The organism is Streptomyces sp. NPDC051243, assembly GCF_044455405.1.
Lineage (GTDB): Bacteria > Actinomycetota > Actinomycetes > Streptomycetales > Streptomycetaceae > Streptomyces.
Window position 1 is genome coordinate 261,949 of sequence record NZ_JBITES010000009.1, and the last position, 16,062, is coordinate 278,010.

The following is a 16,062-nucleotide window of genomic DNA, read 5'->3' on the forward strand; positions in this document are numbered from 1 at the left end:
GCAGCACCAGGGCTCCGCGGTACCGGGCCTTCTAGTCCGCTGTCGGGGGTGTGCCCTCCGCGCCCTCGATGCCGTCCACGCTGTCCCAGAAGTCGGCGATGGCCTGGGCGGTGGGCAGGGGCTGGTCGGCGTTGGGGGAGTGCTCGGCGCCGGGGATGACCGTCCGGCGGGCCCGCAGCCGGGTGGCCATGTCGTCGAGGACCGGGACCGGCCAGGTGTCGTCGCTGGCGCCCGACAGGACGTGGAACGGGAGGGGCAGGGCGGCGAGTTCGTCGACCCGGTCCGGCTCCGTGCACAACTGACGTCCCGTGGCGATGAGTTGGGCGGGCTTCGTGCCGAGCCACCGCCTGCGCAGCAGGTCCGGGCCGCCGATGCCGCGAGCCGGGCCGCCGACCTCCTCCGGCGGCCCCATGGCCAGGATCGCCTCCCAGGTCTCGGCCATGGTCATCACCGCGAGCGCGTCCCGCAGCAGTTTCACGCGCTGCTGCTGGGAGTCGGAGATCTGGGCGGGGCCCGACGCCATGAGGGTGAGCGAACGGAACGGCGCGTGGTCGAGGATCACGGCCGCGCGGGCGATCTGGCCGCCCAGGGAGTGGCCGAGGAGGTGGAGCGCGGTGCCGTCGGTGTCGAGCGCCGCCGCCTGGGCGAGGACGTCCTGGGCCAACTCGCCGCGCGCGTAAGCGGATTGGTCGTCCTCCGGCCCGTCCGACTCGTGCTGTCCGCGTCCGTCGACGGCGACGGTGCGGTAGCCGCGCTCCGCCAGCGGCTCGTGCATGAGCGTGAAGTCCTCCTTGCTGCCTGTGAATCCGGGGAGCAGCAGGGCGACGCCTCGGGGCTCCACGCCGGGGGCGGCGGGATGGTCCACGACGGCGAAGGTGCCGCGAGGGGTGTGGAGGGGGTAGGCGCGGGCGTTCGGGAGCGGCGTGGCGGCGGGTTGGGTGGTCACGGGGGGAGGGTAGCGGGTGGGGGCGGGCGAGTGACGGGCCGGTGCTGGGCCGGTGCTGGGACGGGCCTGGGGAGTTCCCGCCGTCCGCCCCAGTGGTGCCGACCGCCGCCAAGCGGTGCCGGCCGCGCCGAGCCAGGGCGCCGACAACGCCGACGGCCCGGTCCCACGTGATGCGGGACCGGGCCGTCGTACGGGAGATCAGCTCTCCGCGGGCTCCGTGGCGGCCGTGGCCTTGCGGGTACGGCGCACCTTGGGCTTCACCTCGGCCGTGCCGTCGGCGGCCTCCACGGTCGCCGCGGCCTTGCGGGTGCGGCGGCGCGGTGCGGGGGCCTCCGTGGCGTCCGGCTCCTTGGTGGCCTGCGCCGGGATGTCCGTGGCCAGGGCCGTGGACGCCGCGGTCTTGCGGGTGCGGCGTGCCCTGGGCTTGGCCTCGGCGGTCTCGGCCGTGTCGACGGCCACCTCGGCGGCGGCGGTCGCCTTGCGCGTACGCCGTGCCTTCGGCTTGGCCTCGGCGGCCTCCGGCTCCGGGGCGGTCGCGGTGGCCACCGGCTCGGCAACGGTCGCGGCGGCCTTGCGCGTACGGCGCGGCTTGGCCTCCGTGCCCTCGGCCGTGTCGACGGCGGCTTCGGCGGTGGCCGCGGTCTTGCGGGTGCGGCGTGCCTTGGGCTTGGCCTCGGCGGTCTCGGCCGTGTCGACGGCCACCTCGGCGGCGGCGGTCGCCTTGCGCGTACGCCGTGCCTTCGGCTTGGCCTCGGCTGCCTCCGGCTCCTGGGCCGTCTGGGCCGGGACCGTCTGGGCCGGGATGTCGGCGGCCTCGGCGGACGCGGCGGTCTTGCGGGTACGACGCGTCCTGGGCTTGGCCTCGGTGGCCTCGGCCGTGTCGACCGCGTCCTCCGCTGCGGCCGTTGCCTTGCGGGTGCGGCGGCGCGGCTTGGACTCCGCTGCCTCCACGATGTCCGCGGCCTCCGGAGTCGGCCGTACGGCCTCCGTGGTGGCCTCGGCCGTGGCGACCGCTGCTTCGGCCGTGGTCGTCGCCTTGCGGGTGCGGCGGCGCGGCTTGGTGGCGGGAGCCTCCTCGGGCTCGGCGGCCTGCGCAGCCGTGGCGGGCTCGGAGGCCTGGACGGCTTCCGCGACCTTCGCGCTCTCCGCGACCTTCGCGCTCTCCGCGACCTTCGCGCTCTCCGCCACCTTCGCGGTCTCCGGCACCTGCGCGGCTTCCGGCTCCGGCGTTGCCACGGCCTCCGCCGAAGTCGCCTTCGGCTCCGCCGACTTTCGCGTGCGGCGGCGGCGCGGCTTGGCCGGCGTCTCCTCGGGGGTGTCCAGGGAGGGGCCCTCGGCCGTCGTGACGGCTGCCTCGGCGGCGTCCGCGGACGTGGCCGTCACGGCCGGCGCCGGCTCCGGCGAAGCGCCGCCGCGGGTGCGGCGACGGCGACGCGGGGTGCGCGGCGCGGTGACCGCCTCCGCGGTCTCCTCCACGGCGTCGGAACCGGCGGCGGGCGCCGGCGTCCCGTCGAGCAGGGCACCGCCGCGCGTACGGCGGCGGCGACGCGGAGTACGGGCCGGGCGCTCGCGCTCCGACGACGTACGGGACTCGTCCCGGCCGCCTCGGCCACCGCGACCGCGCGAACCGCGCCCGCCGGTCTCGCCGAGGTCCTCCAGCTCCTCCGCCGCCAGCCCGGCGCGCGTGCGCTCCGAGCGGGGCAGGACGCCCTTCGTACCCTCGGGGATGTTCAGTTCCTCGAAGAGGTGCGGGGACGTGGAGTAGGTCTCCGGCGGGTCGTTGAAGTTCAGCTCCAGCGCCTTGTTGATCAGCTGCCAGCGCGGGATGTCGTCCCAGTCGACGAGCGTGATCGCCGTACCCGTGTTGCCCGCGCGGCCCGTTCGGCCGATGCGGTGCAGGTACGTCTTCTCCTCTTCCGGCGACTGGTAGTTGATGACGTGCGTCACGCCCTCGACGTCGATGCCGCGCGCGGCGACGTCGGTGCAGACGAGGACGTCCACCTTGCCGTTGCGGAAGGCGCGCAGCGCCTGCTCGCGGGCGCCCTGGCCGAGGTCGCCGTGGACCGCGCCGGAGGCGAAGCCGCGCTGCTGGAGCTGGTCGGCGAGGTCGGCGGCGGTGCGCTTGGTGCGGCAGAAGATCATCGCCAGCCCGCGGCCCTCGGCCTGCAGGATGCGCGCGACCATCTCCGGCTTGTCCATGTTGTGCGCGCGGTAGACGTGCTGCGCGATGTTCGCGACGGTCACGCCCTCGTCGTCCGGCGCGGTGGCGCGGATGTGGGTGGGCTGCGACATGTAGCGGCGCGCGAGGCCGATGACCGCGCCCGGCATGGTCGCCGAGAACAGCATGGTCTGGCGCTTGGGCGGCAGCATGTCGATGATCTTCTCGACGTCGGGCAGGAAGCCCAGGTCGAGCATCTCGTCGGCCTCGTCGAGGACGAGCGCCTTGATGTGCTTGAGGTTGAGCTTCTTCTGGCCCGCGAGGTCCAGCAGCCGGCCCGGGGTGCCGACGACGACGTCGACGCCCTTCTTCAGGGCCTCGACCTGGGGCTCGTAGGCGCGGCCGCCGTAGATGGCGAGCACGCGGACGTTGCGCACCTTGCCCGCGGTCAGCAGGTCGTTGGTGACCTGCGTGCACAGCTCGCGCGTGGGGACGACGACGAGCGCCTGCGGGGCGTCGGTGAGGGACTCGGGCTTGGCGCGCCCGGCCTCCACGTCGGCGGGGACGGTGACGCGCTCCAGGAGCGGAAGGCCGAAGCCCAGCGTCTTGCCGGTGCCGGTCTTGGCCTGGCCGATGACGTCCGTGCCGGAGAGGGCGACGGGGAGGGTCATCTCCTGGATGGGGAAGGGGTTGACGATGCCGACGGCCTCAAGTGCCTCGGCGGTCTCGGGAAGGATTCCGAGCTCTCGGAAAGTCGTAGTCAGGGTGCTGCCTCTTCTGTGTGCGCGGTGCGAGGCGAGCGCGGGGGTCTTTGACGGACCGTGCCGGGGACGTCGGCTGCCGTACGGTCGGGCCGTAAGGCACGGGACCACTGCCGACGCTCTAGCGCTCGTACCGCTGAGGGTGTCCCCCTCCGGGCTTCGTACGCAGAGTGCCGTACGGCCTTGGAGGGCTGTCGGGTCGGAGCCGATCGGGCCACCGACCGGGCATCCTCATAACGTGCGGCCCGTCGAGATACGTCTGAGTACTCAGCGGGCGCATTACCACCATACCCCGGAAACGCGCACATGCGATGGCCGAATTGGTCACGTAGTCGGCGTCACAGTGATTGACCAGGGCCTTCCGTGACACGGTGAGCGGGCTATTGTGCGCTTCATGACGACGCCTGACAACACCCCTGACGCCTCTGACACCGCTGACTCGACCGTCGAACACACCGGGGTCGCCGCCCAGGACTGGGCGCAGGCCTCCGCCGATCCGCAGTACCGGGCCGCTGTCGTGGACCTGCTCGGCGCGCTGGCCTACGGGGAGCTGGCGGCGTTCGAGCGGCTGGCGGAGGACGCCAAGCTGGCGCCGACGCTGGCGGACAAGGCGGAGCTGGCGAAGATGGCGTCGGCCGAGTTCCACCACTACGAGAAGCTGCGGGACCGGCTGACCGAGATCGGGGCGGAGCCGACGGAGGCCATGGAGCCGTTCGTCGCCGCGCTGGACGGGTTCCACAAGCAGACGGCGCCGTCGGACTGGCTCGAGGGGCTCGTCAAGGCGTACGTCGGTGACTCGATCGCCAGTGACTTCTACCGGGAGGTCGCGGCTCGGCTCGACTCGGACACGCGGCGTCTTGTGCTGGCCGTGCTCGACGACACCGGGCACGCGTCGTTCGCCGTGGAGAAGGTGCGGGCCGCGATCGACGCCGATCCGCGGGTCGGTGGGCGGCTCGCGCTGTGGGCTCGGCGGTTGATGGGGGAGGCGTTGTCGCAGTCGCAGCGGGTTGTCGCCGACCGGGACGCGCTGTCCACGATGTTGGTGGGCGGGGTCGCGGACGGGTTCGATCTCGCGGAGGTCGGGAAGATGTTCTCGCGGATCACTGAGGCGCACACCAAGCGGATGGCTGCGTTGGGGTTGGCTGCGTAGGGGTTTTCGCCCCCGCCGCCCCGCCGCCCCCCGTCCCGTCCTCCAGGGGCGCTCCCCCCAGAGGGGGCACCCCCGGACGGGCTGAAGTGCCGGGACCGGCATCGAGAAGTCGAGGCTGCCTACGAATGCCGCCGAGGCGTCATGGCTCCGGCGGCCGGTCCTTCTCTGGGGCTACGCGGTCGCCGAGTGGCGGCTCAGTCTTCCCGAGGGGCGTACCAGCAGGGAGAGGGAGGCGGCGGAGACGATCGCCGCGCCGATGAGGATCACGAAGAGGTTGCCGAAGTCCAGCGCGGTGTGCGTGATGAAGGCGCCGAAGAGGCCGCCGGCGACACCCGTCGGCAGGACGAGGGAGCGGGTGGGCAGGCGCTGCGGCATGCGGTGGGCGGCAGCCCAGGCCAGGGCCAGGCCGAGGATCGCGGAGCTGAGCGCTTCCAAGAGCATGTTGGGGTCCCTCCCACATGGCCGGCCTGCTCGAATCGGTCGTAGCCCGTCATACCCCTGACCTGCGGAATGCAATCCTCCTCTGTGATTGACTTGTGCGCCATCCGTGGAGAACTTCCGTGGGCGGAGAAACGGGAGGGCCCGGCGACCGTGAGTCGCCGGGCCCTCCCGCTCTGTCTGTCTGCCGCTGCTCTCTACAGCGCGCCGAAGCCCACCTTGCGCGGAGCCGGCTCACCGAGCTCCACGTACGCGAGACGGTCGGCCGGGACCAGGACCTTGCGGCCGTGCTCGTCCACGAGGCTCAGCAACTGAGACTTTCCGGCCAGCGCCTCGGACACCGCCCGCTCGACCTCCTCGGCACTCTGACCGCTCTCCAGAACGATCTCGCGGGGCGCGTGCTGCACGCCGATCTTGACCTCCACGGCTATGTCCCTCCGACGGTCAGTGAAGTGCGCGACCTTCCGCGCCGTACCAGCACACATTAGCCCGGTGAGGGGACGTACACCCTCCGCCCAAGAACGCCAGGAGCGAACAGCGGGCGGGAACAAACGCCCCACCACACGCGCGTGCGCGTCCGCAGGGCTCAGTGGTGCTCGGAGCCGTGCAGCGGGAAGCCCGCGATGCCACGCCAGGCCAGGGAGGTGAGCAGCTGTACCGCCTGGTCGCGCGGCACGCTGCGGTCGCTGTGCAGCCAGGAGCGGGCCACGACCTGGGCGAGGCCGCCGAGGCCGGAGGCGAGGAGCATCGACTCCGCGCGCGAGAGGCCGGTGTCCTCGGCGATGACGTCGCAGATCGCCTCGGCGCACTCGTTCGTGACCTTGTCGACGCGCTCGCGCACGGCCGGCTCGTTCGTCAGGTCGGACTCGAAGACCAGGCGGAAGGCGCCGCCGTCGTCCTCGACGTACGCGAAGTACGCGTCCATGGTCGCCCGTACGCGCTGCTTGTTGTCGGTCGTCGACGCGAGCGCGTTGCGTACGGCCTGGATCAGGGACTCGCAGTGCTGGTCCAGCAGCGCGAGGTAGAGATCGAGCTTGCCCGGGAAATGCTGGTAGAGCACCGGCTTGCTGACGCCGGCGCGCTCGGCGATGTCGTCCATCGCTGCAGCGTGGTAGCCCTGCGCGACGAAGACCTCCTGGGCGGCGCCCAGGAGCTGGTTCCGTCGGGCACGGCGCGGCAGGCGAGTGCCCCGCGGGCGTGCCGCCTCTGTCTGCTCGATGGCTGTCACGCCGCCTCCCAAAGTCGTCCACATGCGGTGTGCGCCGCGCGGCCATCGTACTTTTCGGTAACCCTGCTGTGCGCGGTGCGAGCGCAGAATTTCACGGACCGGACGGTGACGAAAGTCGCGCAGAAGGTTTGAAACCGGGCTGGAACGGGCAGGAAGCGGCCTCTTTCCTGCTCATAGACCCACGAGTTCCCACTCAAAGGCGCACGAGTTTGTGCTCGAAGCCCTCATGGCTGTGCCCGCTTCACCGGTAGTCGTCCTCGTCGATGGAGACGACGCGTGCCTGTTCGACGAGATCGGCCTCGTTGGCCCGGTCCTTGTCCGCTCCGGTCAGCGGGTCGTCGCGGTCGGGCCTGACGTCGGCGTGCTGTTCCGCCGCGTCAGCCGTGGGGGCCTCGACGTCGAACTCCTGGGCTTCCTCGGTGTCGTCGTTCACGAAGGTCTCGGGGTCGGTGGGATCGACGGCCATGGCGGGCTCCCTTCCTAGACGTCCCCGTGGGGGGCACGACGTCCCTGGGTGAAGCAGGGATCCATGTGCGGGTGCCCTGCGTACGAGCCTAGGAGACACCGGTTCCGGACGCTATGCGATCCGCGGGGCATCTGCTGGTGATTCGCGGTGGTTCAGGAGTGCCCCGGTTGGCCGTTTGTTTGCCATGTACTGGTCGAGTTGTGACGGCGAACACATGAACCATGGCGTGATCGTCTCGTAACATTGCCGCATGTCTTCGACCGAGCTGCCGTCCGTGTCGGCCGCCAATGTGCTCCCCAAGGTGGCGACCGTCAGGGTCGCCGAAGGGGAGCGGCTTCGATCGGTCGGGCTGCCGGGGATCTCGCTCACGGTGCGTTCGAGACCGCCCGCGCGCGAGGGGCTGCCACCGGCGCTGTACGTCCATGGACTCGGCGGTTCCTCGCAGAACTGGTCCGCGCTGATGGAGCAGCTCGAGGGCGACGTGGACTGCGAGGCCGTCGATCTGCCGGGCTTCGGCGACTCACCGCCGCCGGACGACGGCGACTACTCGATCACCGCGCACGCACGCGCGGTGATCCGCTATCTGGATGCCTCCGACCGCGGCCCCGTGCACCTCTTCGGCAACTCGCTCGGCGGCGCCGTCACGACCCGCGTCGCCGCGGTGCGCCCCGACCTGGTCCGTACGCTCACGCTGGTGTCGCCCGCGCTGCCGGAGATCCGCGTCCAGCGCAGCGCCGTGCCCACAGCGCTGCTCGCGGTGCCCGGAGTGACCGCGCTCTTCACCCGCTTCACCAGGCAGTGGACGGCGGAGCAGCGGGTCCGCGGCGTGCTGCACCTGTGCTACGGCGACCCCGGTCGGGTGACGTCCGAGGGATTCCGCCACGCGGTCGAGGAGATGGAGCGGCGGCTGCAACTGCCGTACTTCTGGGACGCGATGACGCGTTCCGCGCGCGGACTGGTCAACGCCTACACACTGGGCGGCCAGCACGCGCTGTGGCGCCAGGCCGAGCGGGTGCTGGCGCCGACCCTGCTCATCTACGGCGGCCGGGACCAGCTCGTCGGCTACCGCATGTGCCGGAAGGCCGCGCGCAGCTTCCGTGACTCCCGGCTGCTGAGCCTGCCCGAGGCCGGGCACGTGGCGATGATGGAGTACCCGGAGGTGGTCGCCCGGGCGTTCCGCGGGTTCCTCGCGGAGACCGGCGAGGCGCAGGCGGAGGCCGGCCGGCACATCGCGGGCGAGGGCACGCCTAAGGGTGTGACTCGGAACCCGGGTGAGGGCGACGCCGTGCCCGAGAGCACGGGGAGCTGAGGCGCGACGTGGGACGCCACAGCCGCCGCGGTTCCGCCAAGCGCGACACCACGGACACAACCGCACGACAGGGCTCTCGGGCGGCGTCGCCGGACCCGGGTGCGGGCCGACGCGGGCCGTCCGCGCCGGGCGGGAGCCCCGGCAGGGTTCCGGCTTCCCGGCCGGATACGGCGCCGGGGGCGGGCGCGGCACCGGGTGGGGGACAGGGCGCTTGGCCGCAGCCCGGTGGGCCGGTCGGCCCTGGCGGCCCCGGCGGTCGCCGGATGCCGGGGCCGACGCCGGGCCGGCAGGGGATGCCCGGCCGGCAGGGGATGCCGACGGGTGGGGCGCCGGCGTACGGAGGCCGTGGCTTCGAGGGCGGCACGCCGCCGCAGGGAATCCCGCGGCTGCCCGATGGCACGCCGGCGCACGGCTTCCCGAGGTTCGCCGACGGCACGCCCGCACACGGTTTCCCGCGGCTGCCGGACGGCACCCCGGCCCACGGCGGCTATCCGAGGCTGCCGGACGGTACCCCTGCGCACGGTTATCCGAGGCTGCCGGACGGCACCCCCGCGCACGGCTTGCCGCGGTTCCCCGACGGCACCCCGGCTCACGGCGTCCCCCGTCTCCCGGACGGCACCCCCGCCCACGGCACCCCCCTCATCCGCGGAGGCCACCCCGAGCAGCGTGAACCCGGTGGGGGCTGGGGCGAGTTGAGCGGGCGGGCCGGGGCTGCCCAGGGCGGTGCTCCCGCGGCCGCCGGTGCTCCGCCCGTGACCGGCGTTCCCCTGCCGAGGCCCCGGCGGGCACCGGCGTCCGAAGGGCCCCGGCAGGAGTACCTCGACGCCTTCGGCGAGGACGTCGACGTCTTCGCGCCCCGTTCGCCCGGCTCCGCGCAGGCCGCCGACCCGTACGCCTCCGTCACCGACTGGGACACCCGGACCGGTGTGGGCGTACCGAACGACACCGACCAGGACGACGCCCCGCCGACCGGCGAGCCCGTGCCGGCGAAGAGCGCCAAGGGCCGGGCCTTCACCGGCATCGCGGCCGCCGCCGTCGTCACCGCGCTGGCCGTCGTGGTCGCCGGGCAGGTCGCGAAGGGGCGGGACGACAGCGACGTACAGTCGCAGTCCGCCACCGATCAGGCCGCGCGGGACGCCCGTGACTCGGCCTCACGCGGGGACGGGCGGCCGACGCCGTCCGGTTCGCCGAGCGCGACGCCGCTGACGTACGAGCAGAAGATGGGCGAGAAGTACGCGCTCAGCGCCACCCTCAAGGGCTCGGGGAAGTTCGACGCGGTCCGGGGGATCGCCAAAGCGCCCGGCAAGGGGCAGAAGTTCACCTACCGCGTGGACGTGGAGCAGGGGCTCGGGCTCGACGGCGAACTCTTCGCCGAGGCCGTGCAGAAGACCCTCAACGACGACCGCAGCTGGGCCCACAACGGCGCCCGGACCTTCGAGCGCATCTACTCCGGAGAGCCCGACTTCGTGATCACGCTGGCCAGTCCCGGGACCACCGCCGACTGGTGCGCCAAGTCCGGACTCGACACCACCGAGGACAACGTGTCGTGCAACTCGGCCGCCACCGAGCGCGTGATGATCAACGCGTACCGGTGGGCGCAGGGATCGAAGACATACGGTGATCAGATCCACGCGTACCGGCAGATGCTGATCAACCACGAGGTCGGCCACCGGCTCGGCTTCCCCCATGTCAGCTGCGACAAGGACGGTGACCTCGCGCCCGTCATGCAGCAGCAGACGAAGTTCCTGGAGCACGACGGGATCTCCTGCCGGGCCAACCCCTGGGCGTATCCCGGGAGTTGACCGGTGGCCCGGGCGTCCGACCCGGGCGGCTGACTCATACGTCACATTGACATGTGCAGCGTGCTCGTACATATTTCTGCACATGTCGACCCGTCACACCACCTCTCGCGCCGCCATCGAGCTGGCGCTCATCGGTGTGACCGCTCTGTGCGTGGCCGACATCGACTGTCGCTGACGCTCGCCCCTGGCGTTCGCGTCGCGATCTTCTTCCCTGCTGTGACCTGCTGACGGGTGTGCTCATCCCGCAGCTCGTTCACGGGTTTTCGACGACCCGACGCCGGGGCGGACGTCTGCTCTTCCGCGTCTCACTCCGCGTCAATCCGTCTCGCCGTTCGAGACTCATCATTTCGAGAGGTCGTCTCCGATGCGTCAACCGTCCGTCATAGCGCGCCGCGTGGCCGCGGCATCCGTCAGCCTGGTCGTGGCAGCGGGCGCCGCCGCCTGCGGCCCTGAGGACAACGATGCCAAGGGCGCCGGCGGCGACTCCACGCCCCACAAGGGCGGCACGCTCACGGTCCTGAACTCCAATCCGCAGCAGGACTTCGACCCCGCCCGCCTGTACACCTCAGGCGGTGGAAACGTTCCGTCCCTCGTCTTCCGCACCCTCACCACCCGCAACCGCGAGAACGGCGAGGCCGGCGCCGAGGTCGTCCCCGACCTGGCCACCGACACCGGGCGCCCGAACAAGGACGCCACGGTGTGGACGTACACCCTCAAGGAAGGCCTCAAGTACGAGGACGGTACGCCGATCACCTCGGCCGACATCAAGTACGGCATCGAGCGCTCCTTCGCCCCCGAACTGTCCGGCGGCGCCCCGTACTTGAGGGACTGGCTGGTCGGCGCGGCCGACTATCAGGGGCCGTACAAGGACAAGAAGGGCCTGTCGGCGATCGAGACGCCGGACGCGCGGACCATCGTCTTCCGCCTGAACAAGCCCGAGGGCGAGTTCCCGTACCTCGCCACGCAGACGCAGTTCACGCCCGTGCCGAAGGCCAAGGACACCGGCACCAAGTACGAGGAGCACCCGATCTCCTCGGGGCCGTACAAGGTCGTCGAGAACGACAACGACGGCGAGCACCTCGTCCTGGAGCGCAACACGCACTGGTCCGCCTCGACGGACGCCGAGCGCAAGGCATACCCCGACAGGATCGACGTACGGTCCGGGCTCGACTCCTCCGTGATCAACCAGCGGTTGTCCTCGTCCCAGGGGGCGGACGCGGCCGCGGTCACCACGGACACCAACCTCGGGCCGGCCGAGCTGGCGAAGGTGAGCGGTGACGGCGAGCTTGCCGCTCGCGTCGGTACGGGGCACTTCGGCTACACCAACTACATCGCGTTCAACCCGACGATCAAGCCGTTCGACAACGTCAAGGTGCGGCAGGCGATCGCGTACGCCATCGACCGGTCGTCCGTGGTCAACGCCGCCGGTGGTTCCGCGCTGGCCGAGCCCGCCACCACCTTCCTGCCGAACCAGAAGTCCTTCGGCTACACGCCGTACGACCACTTCCCGGCCGGCACGAGCGGCGATCCGGCGAAGGCCAGGGAGCTGCTGAAGGAGGCCGGTCACCCGAACGGGCTGACCGTCACCCTGACCCATTCCAACGCCAAGGACTTCGAGACCAGCCCCGAGATCGCCACCGCGATCCAGGACGCGCTGAAGAAGGCCGGCATCACGGTCAAGCTGCAGGGTCTGGAGGAGAACGACTACTCCGACAAGATCCACGACGTGAAGACCGAGCCCGGCTTCTTCCTCGCCCACTGGGGTGCCGACTGGCCCTCCGGCGGCCCCTTCCTCGCCCCGATCTTCGACGGCCGGCAGATCGTCAGGGACGGCGCGAACTTCAATACGGGCCTGCTCGATGACAAGTCGGTCAATGCCGAGATTGACGCGATCAACAGGTTGACCGATCTTGACGCGGCGGCCAAGAGGTGGGGTGCACTGGACAAGAAGATCGGCGAGCGGGCGCTGACCGTGCCGCTCTTCCACCCGGTCTACAAGCGGCTGTACGGCAAGGACATCAGGAACGTCGTGATCAGTGACTGGACCGGCGTACTGGACATCTCCCAGGTCGCGGTGAAGTAGCGCCGTGAGTGAGGCAGTTCTCGTCACCGAGGCTCCCGGGGCAGCCGCTCCGGGGGCCTCGGGGGCCCGTCAGTTCTGGTGGCGGCTGCGGACCCAGCGCGCCGCCCTCGTCGCGGCGGCCGTCGTCGCGCTGCTCGTCCTGGTCGCGCTCGCCGCACCGCTGCTCACCGCGATCGAGGGCCAGGACCCGACCACCTATCACCCCTCGCTGGTGGACTCCGCGCGCGGGGGCGTGCCCGTCGGGCCCTTCGGCGGGATCAGCGCGGACCACTGGCTCGGCGTCGAACCCCAGACCGGGCGGGACCTGTTCGCGCGGCTCGTGTACGGCGCCAGGGTCTCCCTCGGGGTCGCGCTGGCCGCGACCGTCGTCCAGGTCGCCATCGGTGTGGCCGTCGGCGTCGCCGCCGCGCTCGGCAGCCGCTGGGTCGACCAGGCGCTGAGCCGCTTCACCGACGTCATCGTGGCCATGCCGCTGATGATCATGGCGTTGGCGCTGCTCGCGATCGTGCCGACGAGCTTTCCGCGGCCCGTGCTGGTCGCCTTGGTGATCGGACTGATCGCCTGGGGCAACATCGCGAAGATCGTGCGCGCCCAGACGCTCACCCTCAAGGGGCTCGACTACGTCGCCGCGGCCCGGCTCAGCGGCTGGGGCACCTGGCGGATCGCCCGCCGTGAGCTGCTCCCCGGCATCGCCGCACCGGTCATCACCTACGCGGCGCTGCTCGTCCCGGCCAACATCACCGTCGAGGCCGCCCTGTCCTTCCTGGGCGTCGGCGTGAAGCCGCCGACGCCGTCCTGGGGACAGATGCTCACCGCCGCCGACGTCTGGTACCAGGCCGCCCCGCAGTACCTGCTGCTGCCCGCCGGCGCGCTCTTCGTGACCGTCCTCGCCCTGACCGTCCTCGGCGACGGCGTCCGCACGGCGCTCGACTCGCGCGCGGCGTCCCGGCTGCGGGTCGGGACCGGCCGCAAGAGGGAGGCCAAGGCATGAGCGGCCTCGCCGGTCTCACCGGCTTCGCGCTGCGCCGGACCGTCGGCGCCGTCGTCACCCTGCTCGCCATCTCGGTGATCGTCTACGTCGTCTTCTACGTCACCCCCGGCGACGTCGCCCAGATCACCTGCGGCCCGCGCTGCTCGCCGGCCCAGGTGCAGCAGGTCGCCGAGCAACTGCACCTGAACGACCCGCTGTACACCCGCTACTGGCACTTCCTGCAGGGCCTCGTCGCCGGCCAGGACTACTCGACCGGCACGTCCGTCCAGCACTGCTCGGCGCCCTGTCTCGGGCTGTCGTACCAGAGCGACCAGCAGGTCACCGCGCTGATCCTGGCGAAGCTGCCGGTCAGTCTGTCGCTCGTGTTCGGCGCCATGGTGCTGTGGCTGATCCTCGGCGTCGGCACCGGTGTCCTGTCCGCATGGCGGCGCGGCCGTCTCACCGAGCGGCTGCTGACCGGCGTCACGCTCATCGGCGTGGCCACACCGGTCTTCGTCATCGGCCTCGTCCTGATGATCGTCGTCTGCGGACAGCTGCAACTGCTGCCGTTCCCGCAGTACGTCGCCTTCACCGACGATCCCGAGCAGTGGGCGTGGAACCTGCTGCTGCCCTGGCTCTCGCTCGCCCTGATCGAGGCCGCGGCGTTCGCCCGGCTGACCCGGGCGGCGATGCTGGAGACGCTGGCCGAGGACCACATCCGCACCTTCCGGGCCTACGGCGTCGCCGAGCGGTCGGTCATCGGGCGGCACGCGCTGCGCGGGGCCCTCGCTCCGGTCATCGCCCTGAACGCCAACAACTTCGGCGGCGCGGTCGGCGGTGCCGTGCTCACCGAGACGCTCTTCGGACTGCCCGGCATCGGGCAGGAACTGGTCCACGCCGTCAACGTGGTCGATCTCCCGGTCGTCGTCGGGATGGTCCTGGTCATCGGCTTCTTCGTGGTTCTCGCCAACGCCGTCGCGGACGTCCTGTACGCGGTGGCCGACCGACGGGTGGTGCTGGCATGAGCCTGGTGAACGTCACGGATCTGACAGTCGGGTTCGGGTCCCTGCGGGCGGTCGACGGCCTCACCTTCCAGCTGGAGAAGGGCGCCGCGCTCGCCCTGGTCGGCGAGTCCGGCTCCGGCAAGTCCACCGTCGCCTCCGCCCTGCTCGGCCTGCACCGGGGCACGGGCGCGCGGGTCGGTGGGGCGATCGAGGTCGCCGGCGTGGACGTACAGGAGGCGTCGGACGAGGAACTGCGGCGGCTGCGCGGCGCGAAGGCCGCGATGGTCTTCCAGGACCCGCTGTCGTCACTCGACCCTTACCACGCGATCGGCGACCAGATAGCCGAGGTGTACCGCGTACACACGCGTGCCTCGCGACGAGCGGCACGCGCGCGTGCGGTGGAGGTGCTGGACCGCGTCGGCATTCCGGACGCGGTACGGCGATCCCGTTCCCGCCCGCACGAGTTCAGCGGCGGCATGCGGCAACGCGCCCTCATCGCCATGGCGCTGGCCTGTGAACCCGACCTGCTGATCGCCGACGAGCCGACGACCGCGCTCGATGTGACCGTCCAGGCCCAGATCCTCGACCTCCTGCACACGCTCCGCGAGGAGACAGGCATGGGGCTCCTCCTCGTCACACACGACGTCGGCGTCGCCGCCGAGAGCGTCGACGAGGTGCTCGTCATGCGGCACGGGCGTGCGGTCGAGCACGGTCCGGTCGGCACCGTCCTGGGATCGCCCGCACAGCCGTACACGCGCGAACTGCTCGGCGCGGTCCCGCGCGTGGACGCGCCGCGCGCCCATGCGCAGACGCCTGCCGGGGAGCCCGTGAAGCAGGCGGACGACGCGGCGGGGGAGGTCGTCCTGAAGGCGGCCGGCCTCCGGCGTGAATTCGGACGTGGGAAGCGTGCGTTCACGGCCGTGGACGACGTGTCGCTGACGATCCACCGAGGCGAGACACTCGGCATCGTGGGGGAGAGCGGCAGCGGCAAGACGACGCTGGGGCGCATGCTCGTCGGTCTCCTGGAGCCGACGGCGGGGGAGGTCCGTCACGAAGGGCACGCGCGCGTGGGCGTGCGTCCGGCCGTGCAGATGGTCTTCCAGGACCCAGTCTCCTCGCTCAACCCCCGCCGCGGCGTGGGCGAGTCGATCGCCGACCCGCTCCGCGCGCGGGGCGAGAAGGACGAAGGGTGCATTCGGCGGCGCGTGCGGGAGCTGCTGGAGCGCGTGGGGCTCGAAGCGGCGCACTACGACCGGTACCCGCACGAGTTCAGCGGAGGCCAGCGCCAGCGCGTGGGCATCGCGCGGGCGCTCGCGGCCGACCCCCGCCTCATCGTCTGCGACGAGCCCGTCTCGGCGCTCGACGTCACCACCCAGGCCCAGGTGGTCGCCCTGCTCGGCGAGCTGCAACACGAACTCGGACTCGCGCTCGTCTTCGTCGCGCACGACCTCGCCGTCGTACGCCAGGTCAGCGACCGGGTCGCGGTGATGCGGCGCGGGCGGATCGTCGAGGAGGGCCCGGTCGACGAGGTCTACGACCGCCCGCGGGACCCGTACACCAAGCAGCTCCTGGCCGCCGTACCGGCACTCGACCCACGGATCGCGGCCCAGCGGCGGGCCGCGCGGCGGGAGTTGGCCGTGGTGTGAACGCCTCGGCCGTCCGAGCCGTCCGAGCCGTCCGAGCCGTTCGACTGTGACGATCCGTGCGCGTTTGGTCTCCTAGCGCGACGGAACGCGACCCGCACGGG

14 protein-coding genes are annotated in these 16,062 nt (G+C 71.8%); 8 read left to right on the top strand and 6 right to left on the bottom strand.

The features are described from left to right. Positions 1 to 31: 31 nt before the first annotated feature. On the bottom strand, positions 32 to 946 hold the full coding sequence (locus ACIBAG_RS24300; protein ID WP_399107588.1) for an alpha/beta fold hydrolase: 915 nt from the start codon (positions 944 to 946) through the stop codon (positions 32 to 34). Positions 947 to 1,144: 198 nt separating this feature from the next. Beyond that, the gene (locus tag ACIBAG_RS24305; protein WP_399107589.1) at positions 1,145 to 3,775 is read right to left on the bottom strand and encodes a DEAD/DEAH box helicase; all 2,631 of its coding nucleotides are present in this window, start codon (positions 3,773 to 3,775) and stop codon (positions 1,145 to 1,147) included. A 475-nt stretch (positions 3,776 to 4,250) separates the two neighbouring features. On the opposite strand from ACIBAG_RS24305, the gene ACIBAG_RS24310 reads away from it, so the two are divergent. After that, positions 4,251 to 5,015 (top strand): ferritin-like fold-containing protein, encoded by a 765-nt coding sequence (locus ACIBAG_RS24310; RefSeq protein WP_399107590.1) that lies wholly within the window; start codon positions 4,251 to 4,253, stop codon positions 5,013 to 5,015. Positions 5,016 to 5,186: 171 nt separating this feature from the next. On the opposite strand, the gene ACIBAG_RS24315 is transcribed toward ACIBAG_RS24310, so the two are convergent. The 4 genes from ACIBAG_RS24315 to ACIBAG_RS24330 form a co-directional block, all read right to left on the bottom strand. Beyond that, on the bottom strand, positions 5,187 to 5,456 hold the full coding sequence (locus ACIBAG_RS24315; RefSeq protein WP_399107591.1) for a hypothetical protein: 270 nt from the start codon (positions 5,454 to 5,456) through the stop codon (positions 5,187 to 5,189). Positions 5,457 to 5,650: 194 nt separating this feature from the next. Continuing rightward, the gene (locus ACIBAG_RS24320; protein WP_019754243.1) at positions 5,651 to 5,878 is read right to left on the bottom strand and encodes a DUF3107 domain-containing protein; all 228 of its coding nucleotides are present in this window, start codon (positions 5,876 to 5,878) and stop codon (positions 5,651 to 5,653) included. Positions 5,879 to 6,039: 161 nt separating this feature from the next. After that, positions 6,040 to 6,681 (bottom strand): TetR/AcrR family transcriptional regulator, encoded by a 642-nt coding sequence (locus ACIBAG_RS24325; RefSeq protein WP_031479313.1) that lies wholly within the window; start codon positions 6,679 to 6,681, stop codon positions 6,040 to 6,042. Positions 6,682 to 6,922: 241 nt separating this feature from the next. Beyond that, the gene (locus ACIBAG_RS24330; RefSeq protein ID WP_399107592.1) at positions 6,923 to 7,147 is read right to left on the bottom strand and encodes a hypothetical protein; all 225 of its coding nucleotides are present in this window, start codon (positions 7,145 to 7,147) and stop codon (positions 6,923 to 6,925) included. Between the two features lie 250 nt (positions 7,148 to 7,397). Between ACIBAG_RS24330 and ACIBAG_RS24335 the strand changes: the two genes are divergently transcribed. The 7 genes from ACIBAG_RS24335 (at position 7,398) to ACIBAG_RS24365 (ending at position 15,961) form a co-directional block, all read left to right on the top strand. After that, the gene (locus ACIBAG_RS24335; RefSeq protein ID WP_399107593.1) at positions 7,398 to 8,456 is read left to right on the top strand and encodes an alpha/beta fold hydrolase; all 1,059 of its coding nucleotides are present in this window, start codon (positions 7,398 to 7,400) and stop codon (positions 8,454 to 8,456) included. A gap of 8 nt (positions 8,457 to 8,464) precedes the next feature. After that, entirely contained in the window at positions 8,465 to 10,258 is a 1,794-nt protein-coding gene (locus ACIBAG_RS24340; protein ID WP_399107594.1) for a DUF3152 domain-containing protein, read from the top strand. Positions 10,259 to 10,340: 82 nt separating this feature from the next. Further along, positions 10,341 to 10,433, top strand: a complete 93-nt coding sequence (locus tag ACIBAG_RS24345; RefSeq protein ID WP_399107595.1) for an Ms4533A family Cys-rich leader peptide — start codon at positions 10,341 to 10,343, stop codon at positions 10,431 to 10,433. A 189-nt stretch (positions 10,434 to 10,622) separates the two neighbouring features. Further along, positions 10,623 to 12,341 (top strand): ABC transporter substrate-binding protein, encoded by a 1,719-nt coding sequence (locus tag ACIBAG_RS24350; protein WP_399107596.1) that lies wholly within the window; start codon positions 10,623 to 10,625, stop codon positions 12,339 to 12,341. Positions 12,342 to 12,345: 4 nt separating this feature from the next. After that, positions 12,346 to 13,332, top strand: coding sequence for an ABC transporter permease (locus tag ACIBAG_RS24355; RefSeq protein ID WP_399107597.1), 987 nt, complete (start codon positions 12,346 to 12,348; stop codon positions 13,330 to 13,332). Next, on the top strand, positions 13,329 to 14,336 hold the full coding sequence (locus ACIBAG_RS24360; protein ID WP_399107598.1) for an ABC transporter permease: 1,008 nt from the start codon (positions 13,329 to 13,331) through the stop codon (positions 14,334 to 14,336). The genes ACIBAG_RS24355 and ACIBAG_RS24360 overlap by 4 nt, the downstream gene beginning before the upstream one ends. Further along, positions 14,333 to 15,961 carry a dipeptide ABC transporter ATP-binding protein gene (locus ACIBAG_RS24365; RefSeq protein WP_399107599.1) on the top strand — a complete coding sequence of 543 codons (1,629 nt, stop codon included), beginning with the start codon at positions 14,333 to 14,335 and terminating at the stop codon, positions 15,959 to 15,961. Before ACIBAG_RS24360 ends, ACIBAG_RS24365 begins: the two co-directional genes overlap by 4 nt. The last annotated feature ends 101 nt before the right edge of the window (positions 15,962 to 16,062 follow it).

Bases quoted from the DNA above. Each gene is read 5' to 3' on its own strand.
- ACIBAG_RS24305 (WP_399107589.1), bottom strand. From the start codon at position 3,775: ATGACCCTCCCCGTCGCCCTCTCCGGCACGGACGTCATCGGCCAGGCC.
- ACIBAG_RS24315 (WP_399107591.1), bottom strand. From the start codon at position 5,456: ATGCTCTTGGAAGCGCTCAGCTCCGCGATCCTCGGCCTGGCCCTGGCC.
- ACIBAG_RS24330 (WP_399107592.1), bottom strand. From the start codon at position 7,147: ATGGCCGTCGATCCCACCGACCCCGAGACCTTCGTGAACGACGACACC.
- ACIBAG_RS24335 (WP_399107593.1), top strand. From the start codon at position 7,398: ATGTCTTCGACCGAGCTGCCGTCCGTGTCGGCCGCCAATGTGCTCCCC.
- ACIBAG_RS24345 (WP_399107595.1), top strand. From the start codon at position 10,341: ATGTCGACCCGTCACACCACCTCTCGCGCCGCCATCGAGCTGGCGCTC.
- ACIBAG_RS24350 (WP_399107596.1), top strand. From the start codon at position 10,623: ATGCGTCAACCGTCCGTCATAGCGCGCCGCGTGGCCGCGGCATCCGTC.
- ACIBAG_RS24360 (WP_399107598.1), top strand. From the start codon at position 13,329: ATGAGCGGCCTCGCCGGTCTCACCGGCTTCGCGCTGCGCCGGACCGTC.
- ACIBAG_RS24365 (WP_399107599.1), top strand. From the start codon at position 14,333: ATGAGCCTGGTGAACGTCACGGATCTGACAGTCGGGTTCGGGTCCCTG.